The sequence below is a fragment of the Kitasatospora sp. MAA19 genome (assembly GCF_029894125.1).
In the GTDB taxonomy this organism is placed as follows: domain Bacteria; phylum Actinomycetota; class Actinomycetes; order Streptomycetales; family Streptomycetaceae; genus Kitasatospora.
Genome location: NZ_JARXYZ010000017.1, coordinates 144,351 through 166,268, shown reverse-complemented (window position 1 = coordinate 166,268; position 21,918 = coordinate 144,351). Strand labels below are relative to the sequence as shown.

18 protein-coding genes are annotated in these 21,918 nt (G+C 74.0%); 6 read left to right on the top strand and 12 right to left on the bottom strand.

Annotation, left to right across the window (positions count from 1 at the left end; translation table 11 throughout):
- Positions 1 to 211: 211 nt before the first annotated feature.
- On the bottom strand, positions 212 to 484 hold the full coding sequence (locus P3T27_RS24930; protein WP_280682143.1) for a transposase: 273 nt from the start codon (positions 482 to 484) through the stop codon (positions 212 to 214).
- A 373-nt stretch (positions 485 to 857) separates the two neighbouring features.
- Positions 858 to 1,370, bottom strand: a complete 513-nt coding sequence (locus tag P3T27_RS24925) for a helix-turn-helix transcriptional regulator (protein WP_280682141.1) — start codon at positions 1,368 to 1,370, stop codon at positions 858 to 860.
- Between the two features lie 101 nt (positions 1,371 to 1,471).
- On the opposite strand from P3T27_RS24925, the gene P3T27_RS24920 reads away from it, so the two are divergent.
- Positions 1,472 to 2,422, top strand: a complete 951-nt coding sequence (locus P3T27_RS24920; protein ID WP_348534128.1) for an SDR family NAD(P)-dependent oxidoreductase — start codon at positions 1,472 to 1,474, stop codon at positions 2,420 to 2,422.
- Positions 2,423 to 2,449: 27 nt separating this feature from the next.
- On the opposite strand, the gene P3T27_RS24915 is transcribed toward P3T27_RS24920, so the two are convergent.
- On the bottom strand, positions 2,450 to 2,896 hold the full coding sequence (locus P3T27_RS24915; protein WP_280682140.1) for a Rid family hydrolase: 447 nt from the start codon (positions 2,894 to 2,896) through the stop codon (positions 2,450 to 2,452).
- Positions 2,897 to 2,943: 47 nt separating this feature from the next.
- A complete protein-coding gene (locus P3T27_RS24910) occupies positions 2,944 to 3,618 on the bottom strand; it encodes an HD domain-containing protein (protein ID WP_280682138.1) in 675 nt (224 codons plus the stop codon).
- 71 nt (positions 3,619 to 3,689) lie between these two features.
- Between P3T27_RS24910 and P3T27_RS24905 the strand changes: the two genes are divergently transcribed.
- On the top strand, positions 3,690 to 4,670 hold the full coding sequence (locus P3T27_RS24905) for a helix-turn-helix domain-containing protein (RefSeq protein WP_280682136.1): 981 nt from the start codon (positions 3,690 to 3,692) through the stop codon (positions 4,668 to 4,670).
- A 106-nt stretch (positions 4,671 to 4,776) separates the two neighbouring features.
- Here P3T27_RS24905 and P3T27_RS24900 read toward each other — a convergent pair whose 3' ends face one another.
- The 4 genes from P3T27_RS24900 to P3T27_RS24885 form a co-directional block, all read right to left on the bottom strand.
- The gene (locus P3T27_RS24900) at positions 4,777 to 4,953 is read right to left on the bottom strand and encodes a hypothetical protein (protein ID WP_280682155.1); all 177 of its coding nucleotides are present in this window, start codon (positions 4,951 to 4,953) and stop codon (positions 4,777 to 4,779) included.
- Positions 4,868 to 5,113, bottom strand: a complete 246-nt coding sequence (locus tag P3T27_RS24895; protein WP_280682153.1) for an NUDIX domain-containing protein — start codon at positions 5,111 to 5,113, stop codon at positions 4,868 to 4,870. The genes P3T27_RS24900 and P3T27_RS24895 overlap by 86 nt, the downstream gene beginning before the upstream one ends.
- 20 nt (positions 5,114 to 5,133) lie before the next feature.
- On the bottom strand, positions 5,134 to 5,814 hold the full coding sequence (locus P3T27_RS24890) for a DUF402 domain-containing protein (protein ID WP_280682134.1): 681 nt from the start codon (positions 5,812 to 5,814) through the stop codon (positions 5,134 to 5,136).
- 133 nt (positions 5,815 to 5,947) lie between these two features.
- Positions 5,948 to 6,214 (bottom strand): hypothetical protein, encoded by a 267-nt coding sequence (locus P3T27_RS24885; protein WP_280682131.1) that lies wholly within the window; start codon positions 6,212 to 6,214, stop codon positions 5,948 to 5,950.
- Positions 6,215 to 6,814: 600 nt separating this feature from the next.
- On the opposite strand from P3T27_RS24885, the gene P3T27_RS24880 reads away from it, so the two are divergent.
- Genes P3T27_RS24880 through P3T27_RS24870 form a run of 3 tightly spaced genes read left to right on the top strand, consistent with a single transcriptional unit; the run spans position 6,815 to position 15,746 of the window.
- On the top strand, positions 6,815 to 13,429 hold the full coding sequence (locus P3T27_RS24880) for a tetratricopeptide repeat protein (protein WP_280682129.1): 6,615 nt from the start codon (positions 6,815 to 6,817) through the stop codon (positions 13,427 to 13,429).
- A 5-nt stretch (positions 13,430 to 13,434) separates the two neighbouring features.
- Positions 13,435 to 14,703, top strand: a complete 1,269-nt coding sequence (locus tag P3T27_RS24875; RefSeq protein ID WP_280682127.1) for a CHAT domain-containing protein — start codon at positions 13,435 to 13,437, stop codon at positions 14,701 to 14,703.
- Complete coding sequence (locus tag P3T27_RS24870) at positions 14,700 to 15,746, top strand: hypothetical protein (RefSeq protein WP_280682125.1); 1,047 nt, start codon at positions 14,700 to 14,702, stop codon at positions 15,744 to 15,746. Before P3T27_RS24875 ends, P3T27_RS24870 begins: the two co-directional genes overlap by 4 nt.
- Before the next feature lie 195 nt (positions 15,747 to 15,941).
- Here the strand turns inward: P3T27_RS24870 and P3T27_RS24865 are convergent, their stop codons facing one another.
- Positions 15,942 to 17,180: a styrene monooxygenase/indole monooxygenase family protein gene (locus P3T27_RS24865; protein ID WP_280682123.1), complete on the bottom strand. Its 1,239-nt coding sequence runs from the start codon at positions 17,178 to 17,180 to the stop codon at positions 15,942 to 15,944.
- 274 nt (positions 17,181 to 17,454) lie between these two features.
- Between P3T27_RS24865 and P3T27_RS24860 the strand changes: the two genes are divergently transcribed.
- Positions 17,455 to 17,814, top strand: a complete 360-nt coding sequence (locus P3T27_RS24860) for a zinc ribbon domain-containing protein YjdM (protein WP_280682121.1) — start codon at positions 17,455 to 17,457, stop codon at positions 17,812 to 17,814.
- 149 nt (positions 17,815 to 17,963) lie between these two features.
- On the opposite strand, the gene lanL is transcribed toward P3T27_RS24860, so the two are convergent.
- The 3 genes from lanL to P3T27_RS24845 form a co-directional block, all read right to left on the bottom strand.
- Positions 17,964 to 20,543, bottom strand: coding sequence for a class IV lanthionine synthetase LanL (gene lanL, locus P3T27_RS24855; RefSeq protein WP_280682119.1), 2,580 nt, complete (start codon positions 20,541 to 20,543; stop codon positions 17,964 to 17,966).
- Positions 20,544 to 20,583: 40 nt separating this feature from the next.
- On the bottom strand, positions 20,584 to 20,751 hold the full coding sequence (locus tag P3T27_RS24850; protein WP_280682117.1) for an SflA family class IV lanthipeptide: 168 nt from the start codon (positions 20,749 to 20,751) through the stop codon (positions 20,584 to 20,586).
- Between the two features lie 250 nt (positions 20,752 to 21,001).
- A complete protein-coding gene (locus P3T27_RS24845) occupies positions 21,002 to 21,664 on the bottom strand; it encodes a pyridoxamine 5'-phosphate oxidase family protein (RefSeq protein ID WP_280682115.1) in 663 nt (220 codons plus the stop codon).
- Positions 21,665 to 21,918: the final 254 nt, after the last annotated feature.

The window sequence follows — 21,918 nt, the reverse complement described above, 5'->3', positions numbered from 1 at the left end:
ACTCCTCGCCAGTCTCACGGGCCTTGTACACCCGCAAGACTGACGCACCGCCGTGATCACAGGCAGCCGAACACCAAGATCCCCGACAGAGTCAAGCTAGGCGAGTGGTTCCGAAGTGATCAGTGGTCAGAGGCGATCAGCGAGCGGGTGACCGGCGCGCCGATCAGGTTGTTGTGCCAGATCCCAGCGGCCATCGCGAGCACCCGCTGCGTCACCCGGACAGCCACGCCCTCGAAGGTCGTCCGCCGTGTTGTTCCAGGTCAAGCTGTCCCTTGAGGGTGTCGTTGACCGACTCGATCAGCTGGCGGACCTTCTTGAGCATCGGCTCGCCGTATCGGTTCTTCTCACGCCTGAGCAACGGCCGCAGGAGCTCGATGCCCTGCTCGGCGAGGTCCTTCTCGAACGGCTTGGACGCGAAGCCCTTGTCCGTGATGAGCAAGATGCCCTCGCGCCCGGCCACCAGGTCGGCGTCGACTTCGAGCATCGCCGCCAGCACCTCGCGTCGCCGATCTTCGGGTTGGCCAATGCCCACATGATCGGCATGCCCGTCGGGGTGCACACCAGGTCGCGGGCGTCCGTCGTCCGTTCACCCCCGGACGGTCCGGAACCGGCGCCGGCGCCGGTACTCCGTCGCGTCGTGCCGAGCTGGCGGCGGAACGCCCGCACGAGCGTGTCGGTGGTCCCGAACCCGCGTGGGATCTGACACCGCTTGTCGTTCAGCGATGACGCCGCCCGGTGCTGACACAGAGTGATATCACCGAGGAATGACACCGCTTGAGGCCTTGCGGTGGGAGGATCAATGGTTTCTGGTGGCTCGGAGGGCCCCGATGCCGCCCGTGTCCGAGATCGCCTGGCTTTCAGTCCTGTGGTCCGGTCGGGGCGTTCGCCGGGGTGGCCCAGCTGGCCAGGATCGGCAGTACCCGGGCCGTGGAGGAGTCGGGCTCGACGGTGTACACGATGAGGTGCTGGTCGAGGGCGTGGGATGCGGTGACGATCTCGATGTCGAAGTCGAGGGGCCCGGCCTCGGGATGGGCGATGCGCTTGGGTACCGAAGCGTAGTCACGCACGGTGTGGTCGTCCCACCAGCGGGCGACGTCCGGGTCGGTACGCCGCAGGTCGTGCACAGCGGCGATGAGCCGCTGATCGCCTGGTCGCCTGCCGGCCTCCATCTCGGAGACCGTCGCCTGCCGGCCCTGTTCCAGGCGGCTGTAGTGGTCGGTGCTCAGGCCCGCCAGCATGGCCAGCTCCTCCCGGCGCAGTCCGGGCACGCGTCGGGGACCGGGGAACGCGTCGATGCCGACCTGGGCGGGTGTGAGGCGGTCCCGGCGGGCTCGCAGGAAGGTGCCGAAAGCGGAGCGGTCGTGACTCATTGCCCCACGGTACGGCCGCCGGCACCGTCCCTGTCTGGTCATGCCGTGCCCAGGCAGGACCCGCACTGGTTGCGTACCGGTGCGGCCCGTGCAATGGCGTCATGACCTCATCGCACGAGCCCCAGCGCTCCCGGCACGTACTGCCCTTCCACGGCCGTAGCGCCGTCGTGACCGGATCGACCAGCGGTATCGGTGCCGCCATCGCTCGCGTGCTCGCGGCACGTGGCGCCCATGTGATCACCAGCGGCCGTGACCCACGGCGCGGCGAGGAGGTGGTGGCGGGCATTCGCGCCGCGGGCGGCAAGGCCGGCTTCGTCCCTGCCGATCCGGCGGGCGACGCCGACGTGGTCCGCGAGTTCGCCGCACGGGCGACGGCAGCCGCGGGCGGGCGGGTGGACATCCTGGTGAACAACGCCGGTGTCTATCCCGCCACGTCCACGCCGGAGCTCTCCGACGACGACCTGGACAGGATGCTCGCGGTCAACATCCGCGCACCGCACGTGCTGGTCGCCCAGATGGCGCCCGACATGGTGGCCCGGGGCGCCGGGGTGATCGTGACGATCGGTTCGTGGATGGCCGCCGTGGGAAGTCCGTTCGCCGCTCTCTACACCGCCACCAAGGCCGCCGACGAGCAGATGACCCGGACCTGGGCCGCCGAGTTCGGCCCACGCGGTGTCCGGGTCAACGCCGTCGCTCCCGGCGTCACCCCGACTCCCGGGAACGAGAGCGCCCGCCCGGTCATCGAACGAATGACCGCGACAACTCCGGCCGGAGTCCCGGTCGCCCCCGAGGACATCGCCCACACCGTCGCCTTCCTCGCCTCCGACGAGGCCCGCATGATCCACGGCACCACCCTCTACGTCGACGGCGGTATCACCACCACCCGCCCCGCCTGGCCCTGGAACCGAGCACGCCGGGGGGCACCCTTCGGTAGCTGCCACGGGTGCCGGGCCGGACCACCCCGCCACGCTCCAACTCGCCTTGCGCGGCTTGTGAACAAGCCCTGCTTCCCACACACCGGACTGTGCGGCACGCCGGGCATGAGCACCTGATGCTCATGCCCGGCAGCGACCGCTGACTCAGCGCGCTGCGGGAACACCGGACCTCGCAGCAGCGTCGGGATACGCGGCGGTAGCGCGGATCTCGACGAGGAGTCCCGGGCTGGCGAGGCCGCTGACCCCGATGATCGTCCAGGTCGGGTAAGGGGGTTCGACGAGGCGCTGTTTGGCCTCGATGAAGCCGGGAAGGTGCTGCCGGATGTCGACGTGGTAGCTGGTGACGTCGACGAGGGCGGACGTGTCGAGGTTCTCCAGCCGGAGGATCTCTTCGATCTTTCGGAGGGCGATCTCGGTCTGCTCCTCGATGGTGTCCGGGATGGTTCCGTCGGCGCGGCGACCGATCGTTCCGGCGATGAACAAGAGGCCGTGCGCGCGGACCGCGGCGGAGTAGCCGAAGCTTGCGAAGGCGCTGGTGGTTTGCCCGAAGACTGCGTTGTCCTCGGGGATCTCGACGGTGTGGACGGTCATTGCGGTGCTTCCCTTTCCTTGGTGACGGGGTCGTGGGTTCCGCGGAGTCAGTTGCCCCAGCGGGACGAACGGCAGGTGTGCTCCAGCCTGGTCCGGCCGAAGGTCTCGCGTTCGCGGAGGAGTTCGCCGGGGATCGTGTACCGGGGTGCGTTCTTCGGGTCTTTCGCGGCCTGCGCGACGATCGCGTCGGTGAGTGAGCGGATCATGTCCAGCCGCGGATAGGCGGCGTGCACGGCGTCGGCCTGCTCGTCGGTGACGGCGTCGACGTGGTTGGCGCCCAGTGGGCCGCCGAAATCGAGGGCGACGCCCTCGCGGACGAGCGCGCACAGCGTGCCGCGGCGTTCCGCGATGCCCGGGGAGGTGTGCAGGGCGATGGCCTGCCAGACCTGGTCGGCGTCGGCCGCGGGTACTCCGCGGTCGGTCAGGAAGGAGGCGGCCCGGTCAGCGCCTTCGACCTCGAACCGCTGGCTGTGCGGGCCGTCCGACGCCACGCCTAGGTCGTGCATCGCGCACGCGGCGAACAACAGGTCGTCGTGGTAGTCGTGGCCGGCGGCAAGGCCGAGGCGGCCGGCCACCAGCCGGGCGAACAGGTAACTGCGGATGCTGTGGTTGAAGACGGACGGCGTTTCCACCGGCCGAATGAGGTTCACGACGGCGTCGGCAAGCGGTGTGCCGGGCAGCGTGATCAGGTCGGCGGTCGCCTCGTCGGTAGGTCCGGTCATGTCTTCAGCCTGGCCGCTACCCCCCTGACCTGGTGAGAGGCAAAATTTCCACACTTCGATAGAATCTTGCCATGGCAGTGCATCGAGTCGCGGTCCTGGCGCTGGACGGGGTCACCCCGCTCGACCTGGCGATCCCGGCGCAGATCTTCACCACCCGACCGGAAACCCCCTACGAGATGACCCTGTGCGCGCTGGACGCGAAGGTGACCACCACCGCGGGTTTCGCCCTGGTCGCTGACGGGGGCCTGGAGCAGGTGCGCACCGCCGACACCGTGATCGTGCCGGGATTCGAACCGATCCTCCCGTTGCCGGAAGCCGCGCTCGTCGCACTGGCCGAAGCCCGCGACCGGGGCAAGCGTGTGGTGTCGATCTGCACGGGCGCCTTCGCGCTGGCCGCGGCGGGCGTGCTGGACGGGCTGCACGCCACGACCCACTGGAGACACATCGACGAGTTCGAACGGGGCTTCCCGGCCGTCACGGTCGATCGCGACGTGCTCTACGTCGACGAGGGCGACGTGCTGACCTCGGCCGGGGTGTGCTGCGGCATCGACCTGTGCCTGCACATCGTGCGCCGCGACCTGGGCGCGGAGGTGGCCAACCAGCTCGCCCGCGGTCTGGTCGCCGCCCCGCACCGAGACGGTGGGCAGGCCCAGTACGTGCCGGCTCCCGTCGCGGTGGCCGGTGAGGCGTCGCTCTCCGGTACCCGGGGATGGGCCCTGCAACGGCTCGGCGAGCCGCTCACGCTGCGCGTGCTCGCCCGGCACGCGGGCCTCTCGCAGCGCACCTTCATGCGCCGGTTCACCGAGGAGACGGGCACGACCCCGTTGCAGTGGGTACTCAACGCCCGGCTCGGCAGGGCGCGGGAAATGCTGGAAACCACGGAGCGTTCGGTGGAACAGGTGGCGCGGGACTGCGGGCTGGGCACGGCAGCCAACCTGCGGCTGCACTTCCGGCGCACACTGGACACCACCCCCACCGCTTACCGCCGCACCTTCACACGCTCGACGTCGCACGGTCCGGCCCGGTCACCTGCGGTCCCGCGCTCGGACTGAGAATGGCCGTTACGACGCTGAAGGGGTTTCGGAGGCGGGTCACTGCCGTCCAAGCTGCCGAGCGGGCAAGGAGGAACGTCGGACCCGAGCCGTCAGCAGGAAACCCTCAGTGACGGGACGTCAGTGTGCGCAGTTGCGGTTCGATCCGTGGCTGGGCAGCCTCCACGACGACGACCTGTCCGCCTGCCACCAGCGCGTCATCGCCACCCTCCTCCGCCAGGTACAGGTTGTGGAGGTCGGCCGCGTCGGCCGCCGGCAGCCACACCACCGGCGCGCGGTTCACCGCCGGTCGAGGCGAGTTCCTCGGGCAGCTCCGGGCGCAGCGCATCGATCGGGTCCTCGCCGTCCTCGACCAGGCCGCCGGGCAGCGAGTGCTGCACGCCTGCGGGGCGCCGGCGGCGGATCAGGCAGAGGCGGCGGTCGTGGACCAGGACCGCGTACACCCGCACCCGGGCTGGCACGGTCACCGTCCGGTGGCCTGGTCGTCGGCGCCGTCGGGCAGTGTCGGCAGTGTCGGCAGCGGCCAGGATGCCTCCGGTGCCCAGGTGGGCCAGCCGCCGGCGAACAGACCGGTGCGGTCGTCGAGCATGGCGATCGCCCTCCCCCGGGCCCGATCGACCTGGTGATGGAGGTAGTCGTCGATCAGGCCCAGGCGGCGCATCTGGTCGTACTCGTCCTGGTCCTTCCAGTGATGCTCCGACAGGTCGGGCGCGGCGACCAGGTCCAGGCACAGGTCCAGGGTGTCGATCCCGATGCCGGGGCGACGCTGATGGGGCTTCTCGAAGTTCACGTACCAGCGCAGCGGCTCGTGGGTGGCGGCGTCCTGGAAGCAGTGCACGGAGAACCACTCGCCGGCCAGGAAGTGGCTCAGCAGCTCGGTGCCGGTCCATCGGTAGCGGCCGAGGGTCCAGGTGCCGGCCGCCAGGTCTTCCAGGCCCTGCTTGCGGGTGGTGTCGTCTCCGGTGCGTGTCGCGGTGATCCAGGTCGTCGGAGCCAAGCTCTCGATCCCCGGCCAGTAGGCCAGGGACAGCACGTGGCCGGTGTCGTCGACCACGCGCTGCGGCATCGCCGTCCACACCCGGCCGGCGTGGACGTCGCGGCGCACCACGGTGGTGCCGGGCTGGAACAGGTTGGTGTCGGTCACGGGGGCAAGCCTGCCCGGCGACGGGGCCGGGAAGTCCGCTCGAAGGTGTGACGGCGGATCAGGACGTGGGGAAGTCGTAGCGGCCTCCGCTCCCGGCCGGATCACCGATCAGTCCGGGTGGGCGATGAGCGTGTCAAGCCCGGACGCCGCCCGCGGCGACGCCTCCCGCGGCCCGGGGCGCCCGGGCCCTGCGGGTGGTGATGTCGCGGTAGCAGTACGAGGCGATGCTCAGGAAGATCGCCGCGTTGAACAGCGGCAGGTCGTACGCGCGGGTGGGCCCCGCCCCCAGGGTCACCCCGAGCACGAAACCGGCCGCGTTGAGGCACGCGAACACGTAACCCACCGCCCTGGTCGTGCCCTTGGGGGCGGGTGTCAGTACCGCGGTGAACACGATCGTCACGCAGCCGTGGCCGGGTAATGGGTCCAGGTGCGGACGGGGGGTGAGTCGGGGGCGAAGTCGGTCTTCGGTCCGGCGCGTGCGTCGTGCCGGCGGATGCAGGCACCGATGACAGCGTTCTGCTCGTCGTGGCGGCAATGAAGACCAGGTCGGTGAAGGCCTTCCATGTGCTTGTTGCCTGCCGGGAGACCCTGCCCTCGCGCAGGATCCGTCGCAGGGTCTCCCGGCTGACGGGGTGACGACCGCGTGCTCGACCGGGTGCTCGGCGAGCTTGGCCAGGCTCCAGGTGCTGGCGACGACCTGCGCGATCTGGCGCAACCGCACCACCGGCCAACCCGTCACCGGCTCACTGATCGCCTACGACCACTGACCGACTTCGGAACTGCTCGTCTAGCTCGATCCAGGACGTCTCCAGGCCATCGGTCTCGGTGATCTGCCAGGTCGGGACGGTACGGGTGCGCATCCGGGCACGCTGTCGCCCGCCACCGACAGCGACGCGCGCCCGCCGCCCGGTCGACCGACGGAATCCGGTGACACGGAGCGCGACCGCGACTACGGTGGGCGGGCAGAGCCGTACGCGGGGGTGAGGACGCCGAAGTGTTGATGTCCAGGACGACGCACGTCCGGCCCGAGGGCGTACTGCCCGACCACGAGGCGTTCGACCAGCGGCGCCGCCCGGTCTCCCCCGCCGCCGGCAACCCGCACGCCGAGCAGCGGGCGGCGGTGCTCCCGCCCGACGCGGCGCGGGCCGCGCTGACCGTCGAGGCGGCCGACCCCGCGCCCAACCTGCCGCCCCGCTCCGCGGACCGGCTCGTCGGCCGGGACGGCGCGTTACGGGCGATCACCGAGGCGCTGTCGGACGGCGACGGCAGCGGCCTGGTCACCCAGGCCACCACGCTGCACGGCCTCGGCGGGGTCGGCAAGACCACCCTCGCGCTGCACCACGCGTACGCCGCCGCCGAGGCCGCGCACTACCGGCTGATCTGGTGGATCACCGCCGAGTCCGAGGAGCAGCTCGCCGAGGCCTTCGCCGATCTCGCCGTCCACCTCCACCCCTCCTGGGCGCTCACCGCCCCGCCCGGCCAGCAGGTCGAATGGGCGATCGCCTGGCTGCGCGCCCACGACCGCTGGCTGCTGGTCTACGACAACGCCGAGGACCCGGTCCACCTCACCCCCTACCTCGGACGCCTGCTCGGCTGCGGCCACCAGTTGGTCACCAGCCGCCGCGCCGGCGGCTGGCACCCCGGGATCCGCCCGGTCCGGATCGACGTCCTCGACGCCCCCGAGGCCGCCCGGCTGCTCTGCGGCACCGCCCACCCCGGGGCGCAGGCCGACCAGGCCGAGGCCTACGCCCTCGCCGACGACCTCGGCCACCTCCCACTGGCCCTCGCCCAGGCCGGCGCCTACGTGCAGCAGACCGGCACCAGCTTCGCCGCCTACCGCGAACTGCTGCGCACCAGCAGCCCGACCGGCCCCGACTCGGGCCCCGACGCCGGCACCGACCCGGTGGCCACCGTCTCCCGGCTCTGGCAGACCACCCTGCGCACCGTCCAGGGCACCGCCCCCTTCGCCGTCGAGCTGCTGCGCACCCTCGCCTGGTACGCCCCCGAGGCGCTGCCGCGCGAGGCCCTCACGCCCTTCGGCGCGCGCCGCCCGGCCGAGGTCGACTCCGCGCTCCGGCTGCTCGCCGACTACAACCTGATCACCCTCGGCGACACCGTCACCGTGCACCGCCTGCTGCAGGGCGTGCTGCGCCGCTCCGAGGGCGCCCGCCGGCTGCGCCAGCGCGCCGAGCAGCAGCTCGCCGAGGCCGCCGCCCGGCTCTGGCCGGAGGCCGGCCCCCGGCTGCGCCGGGCGCTGCTGCCGCACATCCGGGAGCTGGCCGCCACCGGCCCCTCGGAGCGGCCCACCCCGCAGACCGTCGCCCTGTACGGGCTGGCCGCCGGGGAGCTGACCGACCGGGCCCAGCGGGTGTTCGCCATCCCACTGGTCACCGCGATGGCCGACGGGCAGCAGCGGCTGCTGGGCGCCGACCACCCCGCGACCCTGGCCACCCGGGGCCGGCTCGCCGAACTCCACGCCCGGGCCGGCGACCCGGCCCTCGCCGTGGCACTCTGCCGGGCGGTGGTGGCCGACCGTACCCGTCTCCAGGGCCCCGAGCACCCGGACGCCCTCGCCGGGCGTCACACGCTCGCGCACGCCTACCGCAAGGCCGGTGAACACGCGCGCGCCGTCCACGCGTTCCAGTCGGTGGTGACCGACCGGGAGAGGGTCCTCGGCGCCGACCACCCCGGGACCCTCACCAGCCGCGCGGGGCTCGCCTACGCCCTCCAGGTCGCCGGGCAGCACCAGGCGGCGGTGGCGGAGTTCGAGCGGCTGCTGGCCGACGCGGCCCGGGTACTGGACCCGGACCACCCGGACATCCTGGCCAACCGCAACGGCCTGGCGTACGCCCAACTCACCGCCGGTCAGCACCGCTTGGCCATCACCCTGTACGAGCAGGCGGTGTCCGACCGGGCCCGGGTGCTCGGCGCCGACCACCCCGACACCCTCACCAGCCGCGGCTGGCTCGCCGCCGCCCACGCCGCCGCCGGCGACCACGAGGCCGCGGTGGCCGCGTACGAGGCGGTGGCCGCCGACCACACCCGGGTGCAGGGACCGGACCACCCGCAGACGCTGTTCGCTCGCGGCCGGCTGGCCATGGCCCGCGGTGAGGCCGGGCGTCCGGCGGCGGCGGTCGCGGACTTCACCGGTGTCGTCGCCGACTACACCCGCGTCCTGGGCCCCGACCACCCGCACACCCTCGACGCCCGCAACGGCCTCGCCCGTGCCCACCGCGAGGCGGGCCGGTACCCGGTGGCGGTGGAGCAGCACCAGGCCCTGGTGCGCGACCGTGCCCTCGCCCAGGGACCGGACCACGCCGGCACCCTGGAGGAGCGCAGCGAACTCGCCTACGCGCTGCGCATCGCGGGCTGGACCAACCGCGAACTGGTGGAGTTCGAACGGCTGGTGGCCGACCGGATCCGCGTCCAGGGCCCGGACCACCCCGACACCCTCGACGAACGGTCCAACCTGGCCCGCACCCTCCAGCTGGCCGGCCGTCCCCGCGAGGCCCTCGCCGAGCGGCAGCGGTTGCTCGCCGACCACGAGCGGGTCTTCGGCCCCGAGCACTTCGACACCTTCGACGCGCGTCTGAGCCTGGCCCGGGCCTCCGGCGACGCCGGCGACCACCGCCGTGCGGCGGAGCTGTGCGACGCACTGGCCGCCGACCGCCTGCGGGTGCTGGGCCCGGACCACCCGGACACCCTCAACACCCGTGGCTGGCAGGCCTGGCTGCACGGCCAGGCAGGCAACCTCGAACGGGCGGTGGAGCTGCGTGAACAGCTGCTGACCGACCGCACCAGGGCGCACGGCCCCGACCACCCGTACACGCTCGACGAGCGTACCGGCCTCGCCTACGCCCTCCAGCAGGCCGGGCGGCTCCGGGACGCACTCGCCGAGCGCGAGCGGGCCGTCGCCGACCACACCCGGGTGCTCGGCGCCGACCACCCACAGACCCTCAACGCCCGCCTGCACCTCGCGGTCGCCCACGGCGAGGCGGGCGACCACCGCCGCGCGATCGACCTCACCGCCCAGTTGGTCGCCGACCGCGTCCGCCTGCTCGGACCGGACCACCCGCACACCCTCAACACCCGCTGGTGGCTCGCTTCGGCACACGGGGACGCGGGCCGGCATCGCCGCGCGGCGGACCTGTACGCCGCTCTGGTGACCGACCGCACCCGGGTCCAGGGCCCCGACCACCCGGACACGCTCAACACGCGGCACTGGCTCGCGAACGCACACCGACAAGCAGGTGATCACCGACTGGCCGTAGAGCTCCACGCTGCGCTCGTGCCCGACTACGGCCGGGTCCAAGGCCCCGAGCACTCCCACACCCTCAACGCCCGCTACTGGCTGGCGTTTGCCTACCGGGAAGCGGGCGATCGCCGCCGGGCCGTCGATCTGCTCGCGGCCCTGGTCGCCGATCGTTCGCGGGTCGAGGGGCCCGATCATCCGGAGACGCTCTCCGACCGCTGGGCGTCAGCACGTGCCGTCGCCGCTGCGGGTGACTACCGACGAGCGGTGACGCTGCACGACGCGCTCGTAGCCGACTGGAACCGCTCCCACGGAGCCGACCACCCGCAGACACTCGACGCCCGGTGGTGGCAGGCCTACGCCTACCAACAGGCAAGAGCGCATCGACGTGCGGTGGATCTGTACACCGCACTGGTTGCCGACTCGGCCCGGATCCGGGGCCCCGAGCACCCTGAAACCCTGGCAGCGCGTAGCGGCCTGGCCGGGGCCACCTCTGCCGCCCAGGACCACAGCCGGGCAATCGCCCTCTACGAGGCGCTGGCCACCGACCGCACCCGCATCCTGGGCGCCCACCACCCCACGACCCTGGACACCTTCGGCATGGTCGCCTGGGCGTACGGCCAGGCCGAGCAGTACCACCACGCGGTGGAACGGTACGTCGCTCTGGCGGCCGACCGGGAGCGGGTCCAGGGCCCCGACCACCCGGACACGCTCAACACCCTGCGCTCGCTGGCCAACATGTACCGCGACGCCGGTGAGCACCGTCAGGCCCTGGAGCTCTACGAGACCCTGATCGACGATCTGGTCCACGCGTTGGGCGCCGACCACCCCACGACCCTGGACACCCGGGTGGGCCTGGCCGGCACCTGCCGGGAGGCTGCCGACCACGTCCGGGCGGTGGAGCTGTTCCGGGCCCTGGCCACCGACCTCGATCGGGTCCTCGGCCCGGACCATCGCGACACCCTCGAAACCCGGCTCAGCCTCGCGCGGTCCGTCGTCGCCGCAGGCGACCACCGAACCGCTGCCGACCTGTACCCGGCGTTGCTGGCCGACCGGGAGCGGGTCCAAGGCCCCGACCACCCGGACACGCTCAACACCCGCTGGTGGCACGCCAACGCCCACAGTCAGCTCGGCGACCACCGCAGGGCGGCCGAGATCTACGGCGCTCTGGCCGCCGACCGGGAGCGGGTCCAAGGCCCCGACCATCCGGACACGCTCAACACCCGCTGGTGGCAGGCCTCCTCGTGCCGCGCGGCGGGCAACCACCGGCGCGCCCTCCGGCTGGCCCAAGCCCTGGTCACCGACTCACGACGGGTCTGCGGTCCCGACCATCCCAGTACCCTCAACGCCCGCTTCCTGCTGGCCTGGACCCACGAGGCAGCCGGTGATCGCCTGCGCGCCATCGAGCTCGGCGAAAGCGTGCTGCAGGACCGCATCCGCGTCCAAGGCCCGAACCACCCCGCCACCCTCAACGCTCGCGACAACCTCGCCGCCGACCGCGAGTCCGCGGGCATGCTCCTCCAGGCCGCAGCCGATCTGGAAGCCCTGACCGCTGACCGGGCCCGCAGCCAGGGAGCCGACCACCCCGACACCCTCGACCAGCGCTCCCGGCTGGCCCGGAACGTCCGCGAGACCGGCGAACTCGACCGAGCCGTTGCCCAGTTCACGGAGCTGATCGCCCACCGCGCCCGCGTCCAGGGCCCCGATCACCCGGACACCCTCCACGATCGGAACAGCCTCGCCCTCACCAGGCGCTTCGCCGGTCGACACCGCCAGGAGGTGGCCGACCGAGCGGCCCTGGCGGCCGACCGTGAGCGCGTCCACGGCCCGGACCACCCCGCGACCCTGACCGCCCGGTCCTCCCTCGCCCACGCCCACCGCCACCGCTGGGACCACGACCGCGCCGCCGCGCTCTACCTGAGCCTGCGGTCCGACTACGCCCGGACCCTCGGTGCCGACCACTCGGACACCCTCGACGCCTGGGACAGCCTCGCGCTCAACCTCCTCGAAGCCGGCCGGTACAGCGAGGCCGCCTCCTGCTACCAGGAGGTCCTGGACGCCGCCGTCGAGGCCGTCGGACCCGACCACCTCCTGCCCCGCTCCCTGCGGTACGGCCGCGCCCAGGCCCTGCTGCTCGCCGGGGACCACGGCGGAGCGATCGCCGAGCTCTCGCCCCTGGCGGCGGACTGGACCAGGCCGACCGGCCCCGCCGTGGCAGGCCTCGTCCTGGCCGGCTGCATGCTCGCCTTCGCCCGGCACCTGAACGGGGAGCAGGAGGCCGCGGCACGCCTGGCCGCCGCCCTCGCCGACGCCGCCGACACCGCCCTCGGCGGGACGGACGACGCCACCCTGACCGCCCGCGAGACCCACGCGCTGCTGCTGGCCTACGGAGCGCGGCCGCTGCGCGCCGTCGTCCGGCTGGAGGAGCTCGCCGAGGAGTGCGCCGCGAGCCACGGCCCGCGCAACTCCCTGACCCTGAGCATCCGCCAGAGCCTCGCCCACGCACGCCTGCGGGCCGGCGACGCCGTCGGGGCGGCCCGGGTGTACGGGGGCATCATCGCGGACCGCCTCCCGGACGCCGGTTCCTCCCCCGCCGGGGCCCTCCTGGCCGGGCACCGGGGGGCCGACGACGCCGCCGTCAGCCTGGGCGCGCTACGCCCCGGCCTGCTCCCGGTGTTCCCCACCCTCGCCGTCGGCCTGGCCGCCGCACTCGCCGCGAGCGGGCACCGGGAGGCCGCCCGCGAGCTACTGGCAGCCGTCCACGCCGGGCGGGAGTCCCTGATGGACCCCGGCCACCCGCTCGCGGTGGAGTGCCGGACGGCGCTGGCCCAGCTGGACGGCGGCGAGCCGCCGTCGCCGCCCGGGGCCCTGCCCGCCCACACGGAACCGGCGCCACCCCCGTCCGAGCCGGCACCGCTGCTGCGGCGCTCGCGCGGGTCCGTACGCCGCGCCGCCGCCGCGCCTGCGGCGCCACGGACCGCCTGGCGGCCCCGGCTCACCCTGCTGGAAGAACCCGTGGTGGGGGCCACCGTGCGCCTGGAGCTGCGGCTGGAATCCGAAGCGCCGTCGGCCGACCCCGCCGAGCTGCCGGACCTGCGCCTGGTGGCCGTCGCCGCCTCGGACGCCGTGCTCGAACCGCCCGTCGCCGACTACACCCCGGCCGGGGAGCCGGCCCGGTTCGCGCTGACGCCGACCGTCCCGGGGCCGCACACCGTGCGGATCACCGTGTACGACCGGGGGCACGGCGCCGTCCTCCAGGACCTCTCCGCCGTCGTCGACGTCCCCCACGACACCGCCCGCGACGCCCCCGGCCACGAGAGCGCAGCCGCCCAGGAACCCCAAGTCGCCCAGGAGCAGGAGTAATCGACGTGCCCCGGGACCTCCTCGTCGAGATCCACCAGAACCCCTCCGCCGACTACACCCGGCTCCCCCGGCCCCGCGGCCCGCGCCACCCGGCGGACGCCCGGCCGGCCAAGGAGCCGGACCCGCTGGACCTCGTCGTCTCGCTCCGCCACCACCGCGGCGACCTGCTGGTCTCCGCGTACCGGCCCGGCGAGCGCACGCCCTGGACCCGCCCCCACCACGCGGAGCTGAAGGTATCCAAGGCCGTCCTGCTCGCCCGGGCCGCCCGCCTGCGGACCATCTGGCGCGACCGCTTGGTCCAGTACGACCCCGAGCCGATCGGCGGCTACCCCTTCGCCCAGGCCGTCGACTTCTCCCGGCTGGCCGGGGTCGCCGAGCGGCAGGTCGCCGAACTGGCCGAGGAGGGGCGGTACTTCCTGGAGGTGATGCTCGACGGGCCGGACCGCGAGCTGACCGTCTTCCGCGAGTACCTCACCCGCACGCTCACCGAGCACGGCTCGCTGCGGATCAGCTTCGACTCCGACCTCCACCTGCCCTGGCCGATGCTCGCCGTCGACAGCGGCGCCGCCGATCCGTGGGCCGACTTCCTCGGCCACCGCCACCAGGTCGAGCAGACCGGTGCCGGCTACCCGCCGATCCAGCCGCCCTACCCGGCCCGGACCAGGCCCGTCACCAGCCTCAACACCGACGACCAGCTCACCGACGTCGGCCGGGCCCCCGAGGTCCGCAAGCTGCTGGAGGACCGCTCCCAGCTGACCGTGCGCACCGAGTCCGAGCTGCTGCTCAAGGCGCTGTCCTCCGCCGTGCTGGACGAGGACGTCATGTACTTCTGGTGCCACGGCCAGTTCGTCGCGAACGACTCCCCGTACGAGCAGCTCGCCGTCCGGCTCTCCGACGACCGCCAGATCGACGCCGAGCTGGTGCGCCGCCACCGCCGGCGGCACGCCGAGGCCCCGGACGCCATGTTCCGGCCGTTCGTGCTGCTGAACGCCTGCCACACCGGGCAGTCGGCGGCCGCCGAACTGGAGCACCTGGGCCGGGCGCTGGTCGACCTCGGCGCCAACGGCGTGCTCGGCCCGCAGATCGAGATCCCGCAGGAGTTCGCCGCCGAGTACGCCTTCGCCTTCCTCGACCTGTACCTGACCGGGGAGTTCACGGCGGGCGAGATCACCCAGCAGCTGGTCCGGTGGTTCGCCCGCGAGTACCGCAACCCGCTGGCGCTCGCCTACTCCCTGCACTGCGGCATCGACAGCATCCTGGAGCTGACCCCGTGACGGCACGCACCCCCGCCGGACCCGCCCCGGTCGTCCGGACGGCCACCGTGGACCTGGACGAGCACGGCCGACTGCTCGTCCCCGGCACCCGGACGCCGGTGCCCGGGTCGCGGGTCGCCCAGCACCTCGCCCGGCACCTGCGCATCCCCGACCGTGCCACCGACATCTTCGTCTACGTCCACGGCTGGCAGACCAGCCCCGCCGCCGCGGACCGCTCGGCCACCGCCCTGCTCACCCGGGCCGCCGCCCTGCACCGGGACGCGCCGACCGCCTACCCGGGGCTGGCCAGGGGATTCCGTCCGTGGTGCGTGGTGGTGCGCTGGCCCTCCTCCAGCCTCCCGTCACCGGCCGGCTACCGCCGGATCCGGGAACGGGCGCACACCATGAGCGCCCAGGGGCAGGCCGGCCGGGTCCTCGGCCACCTGCTCGGCTACCTGGACGCCGACCGCGGGCACCCGGACGCACCCCGTGTCCTGGCCAACCGCGGCGGCCAGTACCTGCACCTGGTCGGCCACTCCTTCGGTGGCCGCTTCCTCTGCGAGGCCGTCCAGTACGCGGCCGACCGGCCCGCCGGGCCGCCGGTGCTGGGCTGGAGCCGACCGGGCGACCCCACCCGCCCGTTCACCGTCGACAGCGCGCTGATCTTCCAGATGGCCGCGCCGCGCGACGCCTTCGCCCACCTCTTCCCCCGGCTGTTCCTCGGCCCCGGCCGCCCCGGCGCGCCGCTGCGCGGGCCGCTGGTGCTCACCCACTCCCGGTGGGACCGCGCCACCGGCTTCTGGCACCTGCGCGCCGAGGGCCGCCCGGGGATCGGCCACTCCGGCACGGGCGTCGCCCCGGTCCCGCAGTTCACCACCCGGCTGCGCCCGACCGCCTCCCCGTACCCGCACACCGAGTTGGACCACCCGATCGTCAACATCGACGCCGCCCGGGTCTACCGCGGCGGCCTGGCCACCCGGCTCAACCCGGCGGGCGCCCACTCCGACTTCCACCACCCCGAGTCCGCCCACCTCCTGCTCAGCCTCGCCGCCCACTCACGCTGACGGGGGCCGCGCCGGGGCGCCCCGGTGGGAGGAGGTACCGCACGGGCTCGTCCCGGCTGAGGAGTCCGTGGGCGAGGTCGCCGTGGGCGGCTGGGGTCTCCTCGACACCGATGGCGTCCGGTCCTCGGCCGGGCGTGTTCGGCGGATCGACCGGGGCCCACCGTCCGTGCGGGAGCCCCGGGCGATCCGCGCCGGTCAGTGCGGTGGCGTGGCCGCGTCCAGGTAGGCCGCCGCCTTCGCGGGGTCGAGGAACCACTGCTCCAGGTCGGCCGGGTCGTTGAAGGCCTCGGCGAACCGGTCGGCCACGGCCGGGAGTTCACCGGCCGCGCCGAGCAGGCGGAGCACGTGCTCGGGCGGCGGCGCGAGCATCGCGTTGGTCCAGGCGGTGGCGGGGCGCGCGACCTGCCAGAAGCGGTCGAAGGCGGCCTGCATGAAGTCGCGGTCGAACGGCTTGTCGCCGTGGGCGAGGATCGCGTCGAGGTAACCGGCCGCGCCCTTGGCGGCGTTGTTGGAGCCCTGCCCGGTGATCGGGTCGTTGACGACCACCACGTCCGCCACGCCCAACACCGCCCCTCCGCCCGGCAGTTCACCGACCGGGCGGCGGACCGTGGGGGTGAAGCGCCCGGCCAGGGTGGCCCCGGCGTCGGTGAGCTCCACGCCGGCGCGGGTCCGGTCGTACTCCCAGGGGGTGAAGGACTTCATCAGGTCGAGCGTCACCCGCAGGTGTTCGGCCGGGTCACGGACGCCGTCGAAGGCGTCCGCCGGGCCGCCCGGGAGGGCCTCCCAGAGCAGGATGTCGCACGGACCCGCCGCGGTCAGCGCCGGCATGACGAACAGTTCGCCGACGCCGGGCACCACGTTGCAGCGGACGGCCGGGAAGTCGTGCTCGGGGCGCGGACCGAGCCCGTACACGTAGCTGCCGGCCAGCGCGCGCTGCGGCCGGTCGTACCGGGACCGCTCGTGGTCACGCTCGAACATCGCGGCCAGGTCGCCCTTGCCCGTCGCGACCAGGACCAGGTCGTACGAGCCGGAGAGGTGTTCGAGGTCGGTGACGGTCGCCGGCCGGACCACCACCCGGCCGCCACGCCCGGCGAACATCTCCAGCCAGGTCGACATCTTCAGCCGCTGGTCGACGGACTGCGCGTACCCGGACAGGCGCCCGACCCAGTCGATCACCCGCGCGGACTCCGGCCCCGCCACCGAGACCCCGACCCCCTCGATCCGGGGTGCGTCCTGCGCCCAGAGGTCCAGGCCGAGGTCGCGCTCGGTCCGCAGCGCGGCGTCGAACATGCACTGGGTGGACAGCACCCGACCGCCGCGGACCGCGTCCGCGTCACGATCGGTCATCACCGTCACGTCGTAGCCGTGGGCCTGGAGCCCCAGGGCCAGTTGAAGGCCGGCCTGCCCGGCACCGACGATCAGAACTCTGCGCATCGTCTCCGCTCTCCTGGTTGTCCGTCCTGGCCCGGCCCGACACTCGCGCGCCCGGGGCCCGTGAGCCCGCAGGCGCGGCGGGACGCGAACCGGCTGCCAGTGGCCTGAATACCAGTCATCGGGCGCCCTCGTCCACGGCCCGGGCACACTCCGCGCGGGCCGTCACCGTCCGGGGTCGAGCCCTGTCGAACAAGCGATTTGAAAAATTCTTCAACTTCATACATGCTGGCGTGCCGCCGACCCCCTACCCGACCCGATAGGACAGCCTGCGCGCATGAGCGACAACCTCCCCCCGTGCCCGTCGTGCTCCAGCGAGTACACCTATGAGATGAACTCCCTCATGGTCTGCCCGGAGTGCGGCCACGAGTGGGTCCCCGCGGCGGGCGGGAGCGCCGAACCGGCCGGTGCGGGCGAGCGGGTGATCCGGGACGCGGTCGGCAACGTGCTGAGCGACGGCGACACCGTGACCGTCGTCAAGGCCCTCAAGGTCAAGGGCAGCGTCTCGGGCATCAAGGCCGGCACCAAGGTCCGCAACATCCGCCTGGTGGACGGCGTCGACGGCCACGACATCGACTGCCGGATCGAGGGGTTCGGCGCGATGCAGCTCAAGTCGAGCGTGGTCAAGAAGGCCTGACCGGGCCCACGGCCGAGCCAACGGCGGCGGCCCGTACGAGCACCCTGCTCGTACGGGCCGCCGCCTTTTCGCGCTATGCCGACGGCGGTTCGTGGCCGCAGCCGTCTCAGCTCGCCCGTGCCACACCGCACGGATGACGACCGCTCGGTTCAGCCGAGCGGCAGCAGGCCGGGCACGGGGCCGCCGTGGCGGGACAGGCGGCGCAGGAAGGTCAGCACGCCGGGCGTGCCGACGGCCCAGGCGCGGGACTCGGCGGTGGGGTCGCCGCCGGGGAACACCGGGCGGCCGGGCGGGCCGCCGGAGCGGGTGAGGAGCAGGGCGGCCAGGTCCTCCGCCGCCTGCCAGTGGCGGGGGTCGCCGGTGGCCGTGGCGAGGTCGACGAGGAGGTCCCCGACGCCCGCCAGGCCGCAGCAGCGGACGACCAGAGCGGTGCGCGGGGCGAGCGTGCGACAGGCGTCGGCCGCGTCGGCGGCCAGCGCGAGGAGGGCGTCGTCGCCGTACCGGTGCCCGGCCTGGACCAGGACCGTGCCGAGGCCGGCCAGGCCCCGGCACCAGGAGAGGTAGCGGCGGGTGGCCCCGGGCCGGAGGGCGGCGGCGATGATGCGCGGGAGGTCGGCGGCGAGTCCGTCGACGAAGCGGCGGGCCGCCCGGCCGGACGCTTCGTCGGGCATGGCGAGGAGGAAGTGGGCGATGCCCGCGCGGCCGTGCGCGAAGCCCTCGGCGAGGGCGGCGGTGCCGGGGTTGGGCACTTCCCCGGGCTCTTCGAGCGGGCGGGAGGTCAGCCCCGCGGCACAGGCGGCGGCCGCCGAGAGGTGGCGGTCGGCGTCCCGGCCGAGGGCGGCGAGCAGCAGGTGGCCGGTGCCGAGCCCGGCCGCCCCGGCGATCTGGTCCGCACCGACGGGCTCGTGGTGGCGGTGGTGCGGCGCGGGCGTCCCGAGGGCGGCGGCGGCCTGCGCGAGGAACAGCTCGACGCCCGTCCGGCCCTGGTAGAGCGAGCCGTCGAGGCGGTCGAGGGCCGGGTGGGCGGCCGTCCAGCCCGCCAGGGCGGTGGCGGCGGCCCGGGCGTCGGGGCGGTCCGCGTGCTGCAGCAGTTCGAGGCCGAGGCCGGCGGCGCCGTCGTAGAGCGAGAGCAGCGTGCGGGGCTCGCCGGCCCGGCCGGGGCCGCCGGCCACCAGGTCGTGGGCCATCCGCACGCAGGTGCCCACGGTGTGGTCGAGCACCTCGTCCAGCGGGGCCCGGCGCGGCCCCGCCGGCGGCCGGGCCGGGGGGCGGACAGCCGCTCCCCCGCCTCGCAGGCTCGACGCGGCGGCCAAGCGCCGCGCCGGATCCAGGCTCAGCAGGCCCGTGACCAGGGCCAGCGCCGGATGTGCGGTCTCCGGATGCGCGGTCTCCGGGGGAACGGTTTCCGAGGGGATCGGCGCCGGGAGGGCCGCGCGCAGGCAGGCCAGGGTGCGGTCGCGGTTGGTCGCCGGATCGGGGTCGATCACCACCGGGTCGAGGCCGGTGAGGGCGTGGTGCAGCGTGGTGCCCAGCGCGTAGTAGTCCTCGGCGGGGTCGGTGCCGGTGGCGCCGGGCAGACCGTAGCCCGCCGTGGCTCCCGGCGGGCGGTCGCCGTCGAGGGCGCTCACGCCGAAGTCCACCAGCGAGCAGCCGCCGCCGGTGTCGAGCACCACGTTCGCGGGCTTGAGGTCGCACACCACGACGCCGCGCGCGTGCACCGCGTCCAGGACCCGCAGCAGCCCGCGCGCCAGCGCCCACCAGTCGCGCCCGCCCGCACCCGCACGGGAGTCGTACGGGCCTGCGGCGAGGACGTCCCGCCGCAGGTCGCGCGGCCCGCACGCGCCGCTGACCAGGTACTCGTCGGGGCCGTGCCGGAAGTAGTCGACCAGGGGCGGGACTCCGGGAACCCCGGCCAGGGCCGCGAGCACCCGGCGCTCGTGCCGGAGCCGGCCGCGCGCGTCGGTGCCCGCGCCGTCCTCGGCGACGTAGGCACGGGCCTGTTTGACCACCACCTCGCGCCCGGTGACGACTTCGACCGCGCGGTAGACGTGGCCGTTCGGCGAGCGGGTGATCCCTGCGGTGATCCGGTACCGGCCCACGCCGACCCGGGTGGTCGACGGCCGGACGGCGGTCGAGACCGGCGTGAACGGGTCGCGCGCCCAGGGCGGTTGGCGGTAGCGGGCCTCGGCCAGGCCGGGGAAGACCGACCCGTCCGGACCGGCCATGCCGTAGTCCGCGTCGCCGCCACCATCGCCGTCCGCCATGCGGAACAGCCCGTAGCGGTAGAACACAGGTGCGTCCGACCGAATCCGACGATCACTCACCACCTGCGGACCGGCCCACCCCGCCAGCGCCTCCGCCAACTCCAGGCCCAGCCGGACGACTTCCGCCTCCTGCGGGTAGACCGTCACTGCCTTGCCCACGGCCGCGGGGCCGCGCAGTCCGCTGTTGAGCTCCCGCAGCACGGCCGCGCCCGCGGCGAACTTCGCGTCGCAGGTGTGCCGCAGCAGGATCGGGACCACCACGTCCAGCAGCTGCGGCAATTGACCCTGCCGGGCGGACAGGTGGAGCTTCCAACCGTGGGCGCGCGACGGCATCCGCGGGTCCTGCAGGTACCACCACTGCCCGTCGGTGTGCAGCGGCCGCCGCGGGCCGGGCGCGACGGCGGCGAGGTCGGCGACCCTTCGCCGCAGCGCCTCGGCGGAGCCGGGGTCGGGCGGTGCGGCCATCAGCCCTCCCTCCCCCGGATCCGGTTCCTCCCTGCCCGGGTCAGCAGTCCACGGCGCACTCGAAGCGCGTCGGGACGTAGGTGACCCACGGGTCGGCGAGACACGCCACGGGGGCGAGGTCCGCGTCGTACTCGTCCTCGAACACGATGGCGTCCTCGTCGATGTCCAGCAGGCCTGCGTCGCGGATCTCGGTCACCAATGCGCTCATGGGTGGTTCCTCCCTGTGGGCTCGGTCGATGCTCCTTGCGGCTGGCGCCTCATGCTAGCCACGCCACCGGGCCCGCGACAGAGGTCGGACACCGCCAACTGGAATGCCACGACGCACATTTCCAGACCGACCGGCACACCGCGGCCACGGGGGCGGCCGGCCCCCGGAAGGCCGCGGCGGCGGACACCACCGGCCCGGAGCGCATCATGCCGTTCGGCGTCGACCACCACCAGGCCCCGCCCGGCCCCGGTCAGTCGCTGACCAGGCGGCGGCCGGTGATCTCGTCCGGGCGGAGCCGGACCCAGCGGGGGCGGTCGCCGCCGGGCCAGGGGATGGCGCCGGGGAGGCCGGCCAGGTGGTGCCGGACGGCGGGATCGTGGACGGGCTCGGCGGTGCCGATTGCCAGGACGCTCCAGCCGCGCCCGAGGTACTCGTCGATGTGGTCGACCTGGAAGGAGAGCTCAGTGCCCTCGGATGGGGCGGTGCGGTCGCCGGTGCGGTAGGCGAAGGTGCCGTCGTCGACGACGTAGTTGACGGGAAAGACGATCGGGCCCGGGTGGACGGGGAGGGCGATGCGGCCGATGCCGTGGGTGCCGACCAGGTCCCAGCATTCGGCTTCGGTGAGGCCGAGCAGTCGCGGGTGGGGGCCGGGGCCGCCCTGGCCGGGCGGGCCCTCGGTGCGGCCTTCGAGCAGTTCGCCCCGGCTGAGGCCGAGCGCGGCGGCGATCCGGAGGAAGCCGCCGGGGTCGAAGGCCGGTCCGGCCTCCAACAGGTAGCTCAGGTAGCGGGGAGCCATGGCCGCCATTTGGGCGAGGGCCTCCTCGCTGACCCCGAGCTGTTCGCGCCGATCGGCGATCCGGCGGGCCACGGCGGCGGGATCGGCCCGGTGGATGTCGTCGGGGGTGTCGTTCACGGTGGTGGCTCCTCGACTTGCCGGTGGGTGCCCGGGCTCGCGTCCGGGCGGCGGCCAGGCCGGATCCATCCAAGCGCCCGGCCTGCGACAAGTCGAGGAAGAGCGGGGCACCGTGCGTGTCGGCACCGTACGCACCGGCACCACGGGCATCGGCGCAGGCCGGGCCGGTCCGGCGGCCCACCCGTCGGACCCCGACCTTGATCCGTTCCGACCCGCCTGCGATCATCGCGCTGACGCCGAATCAGGTCGGTGTC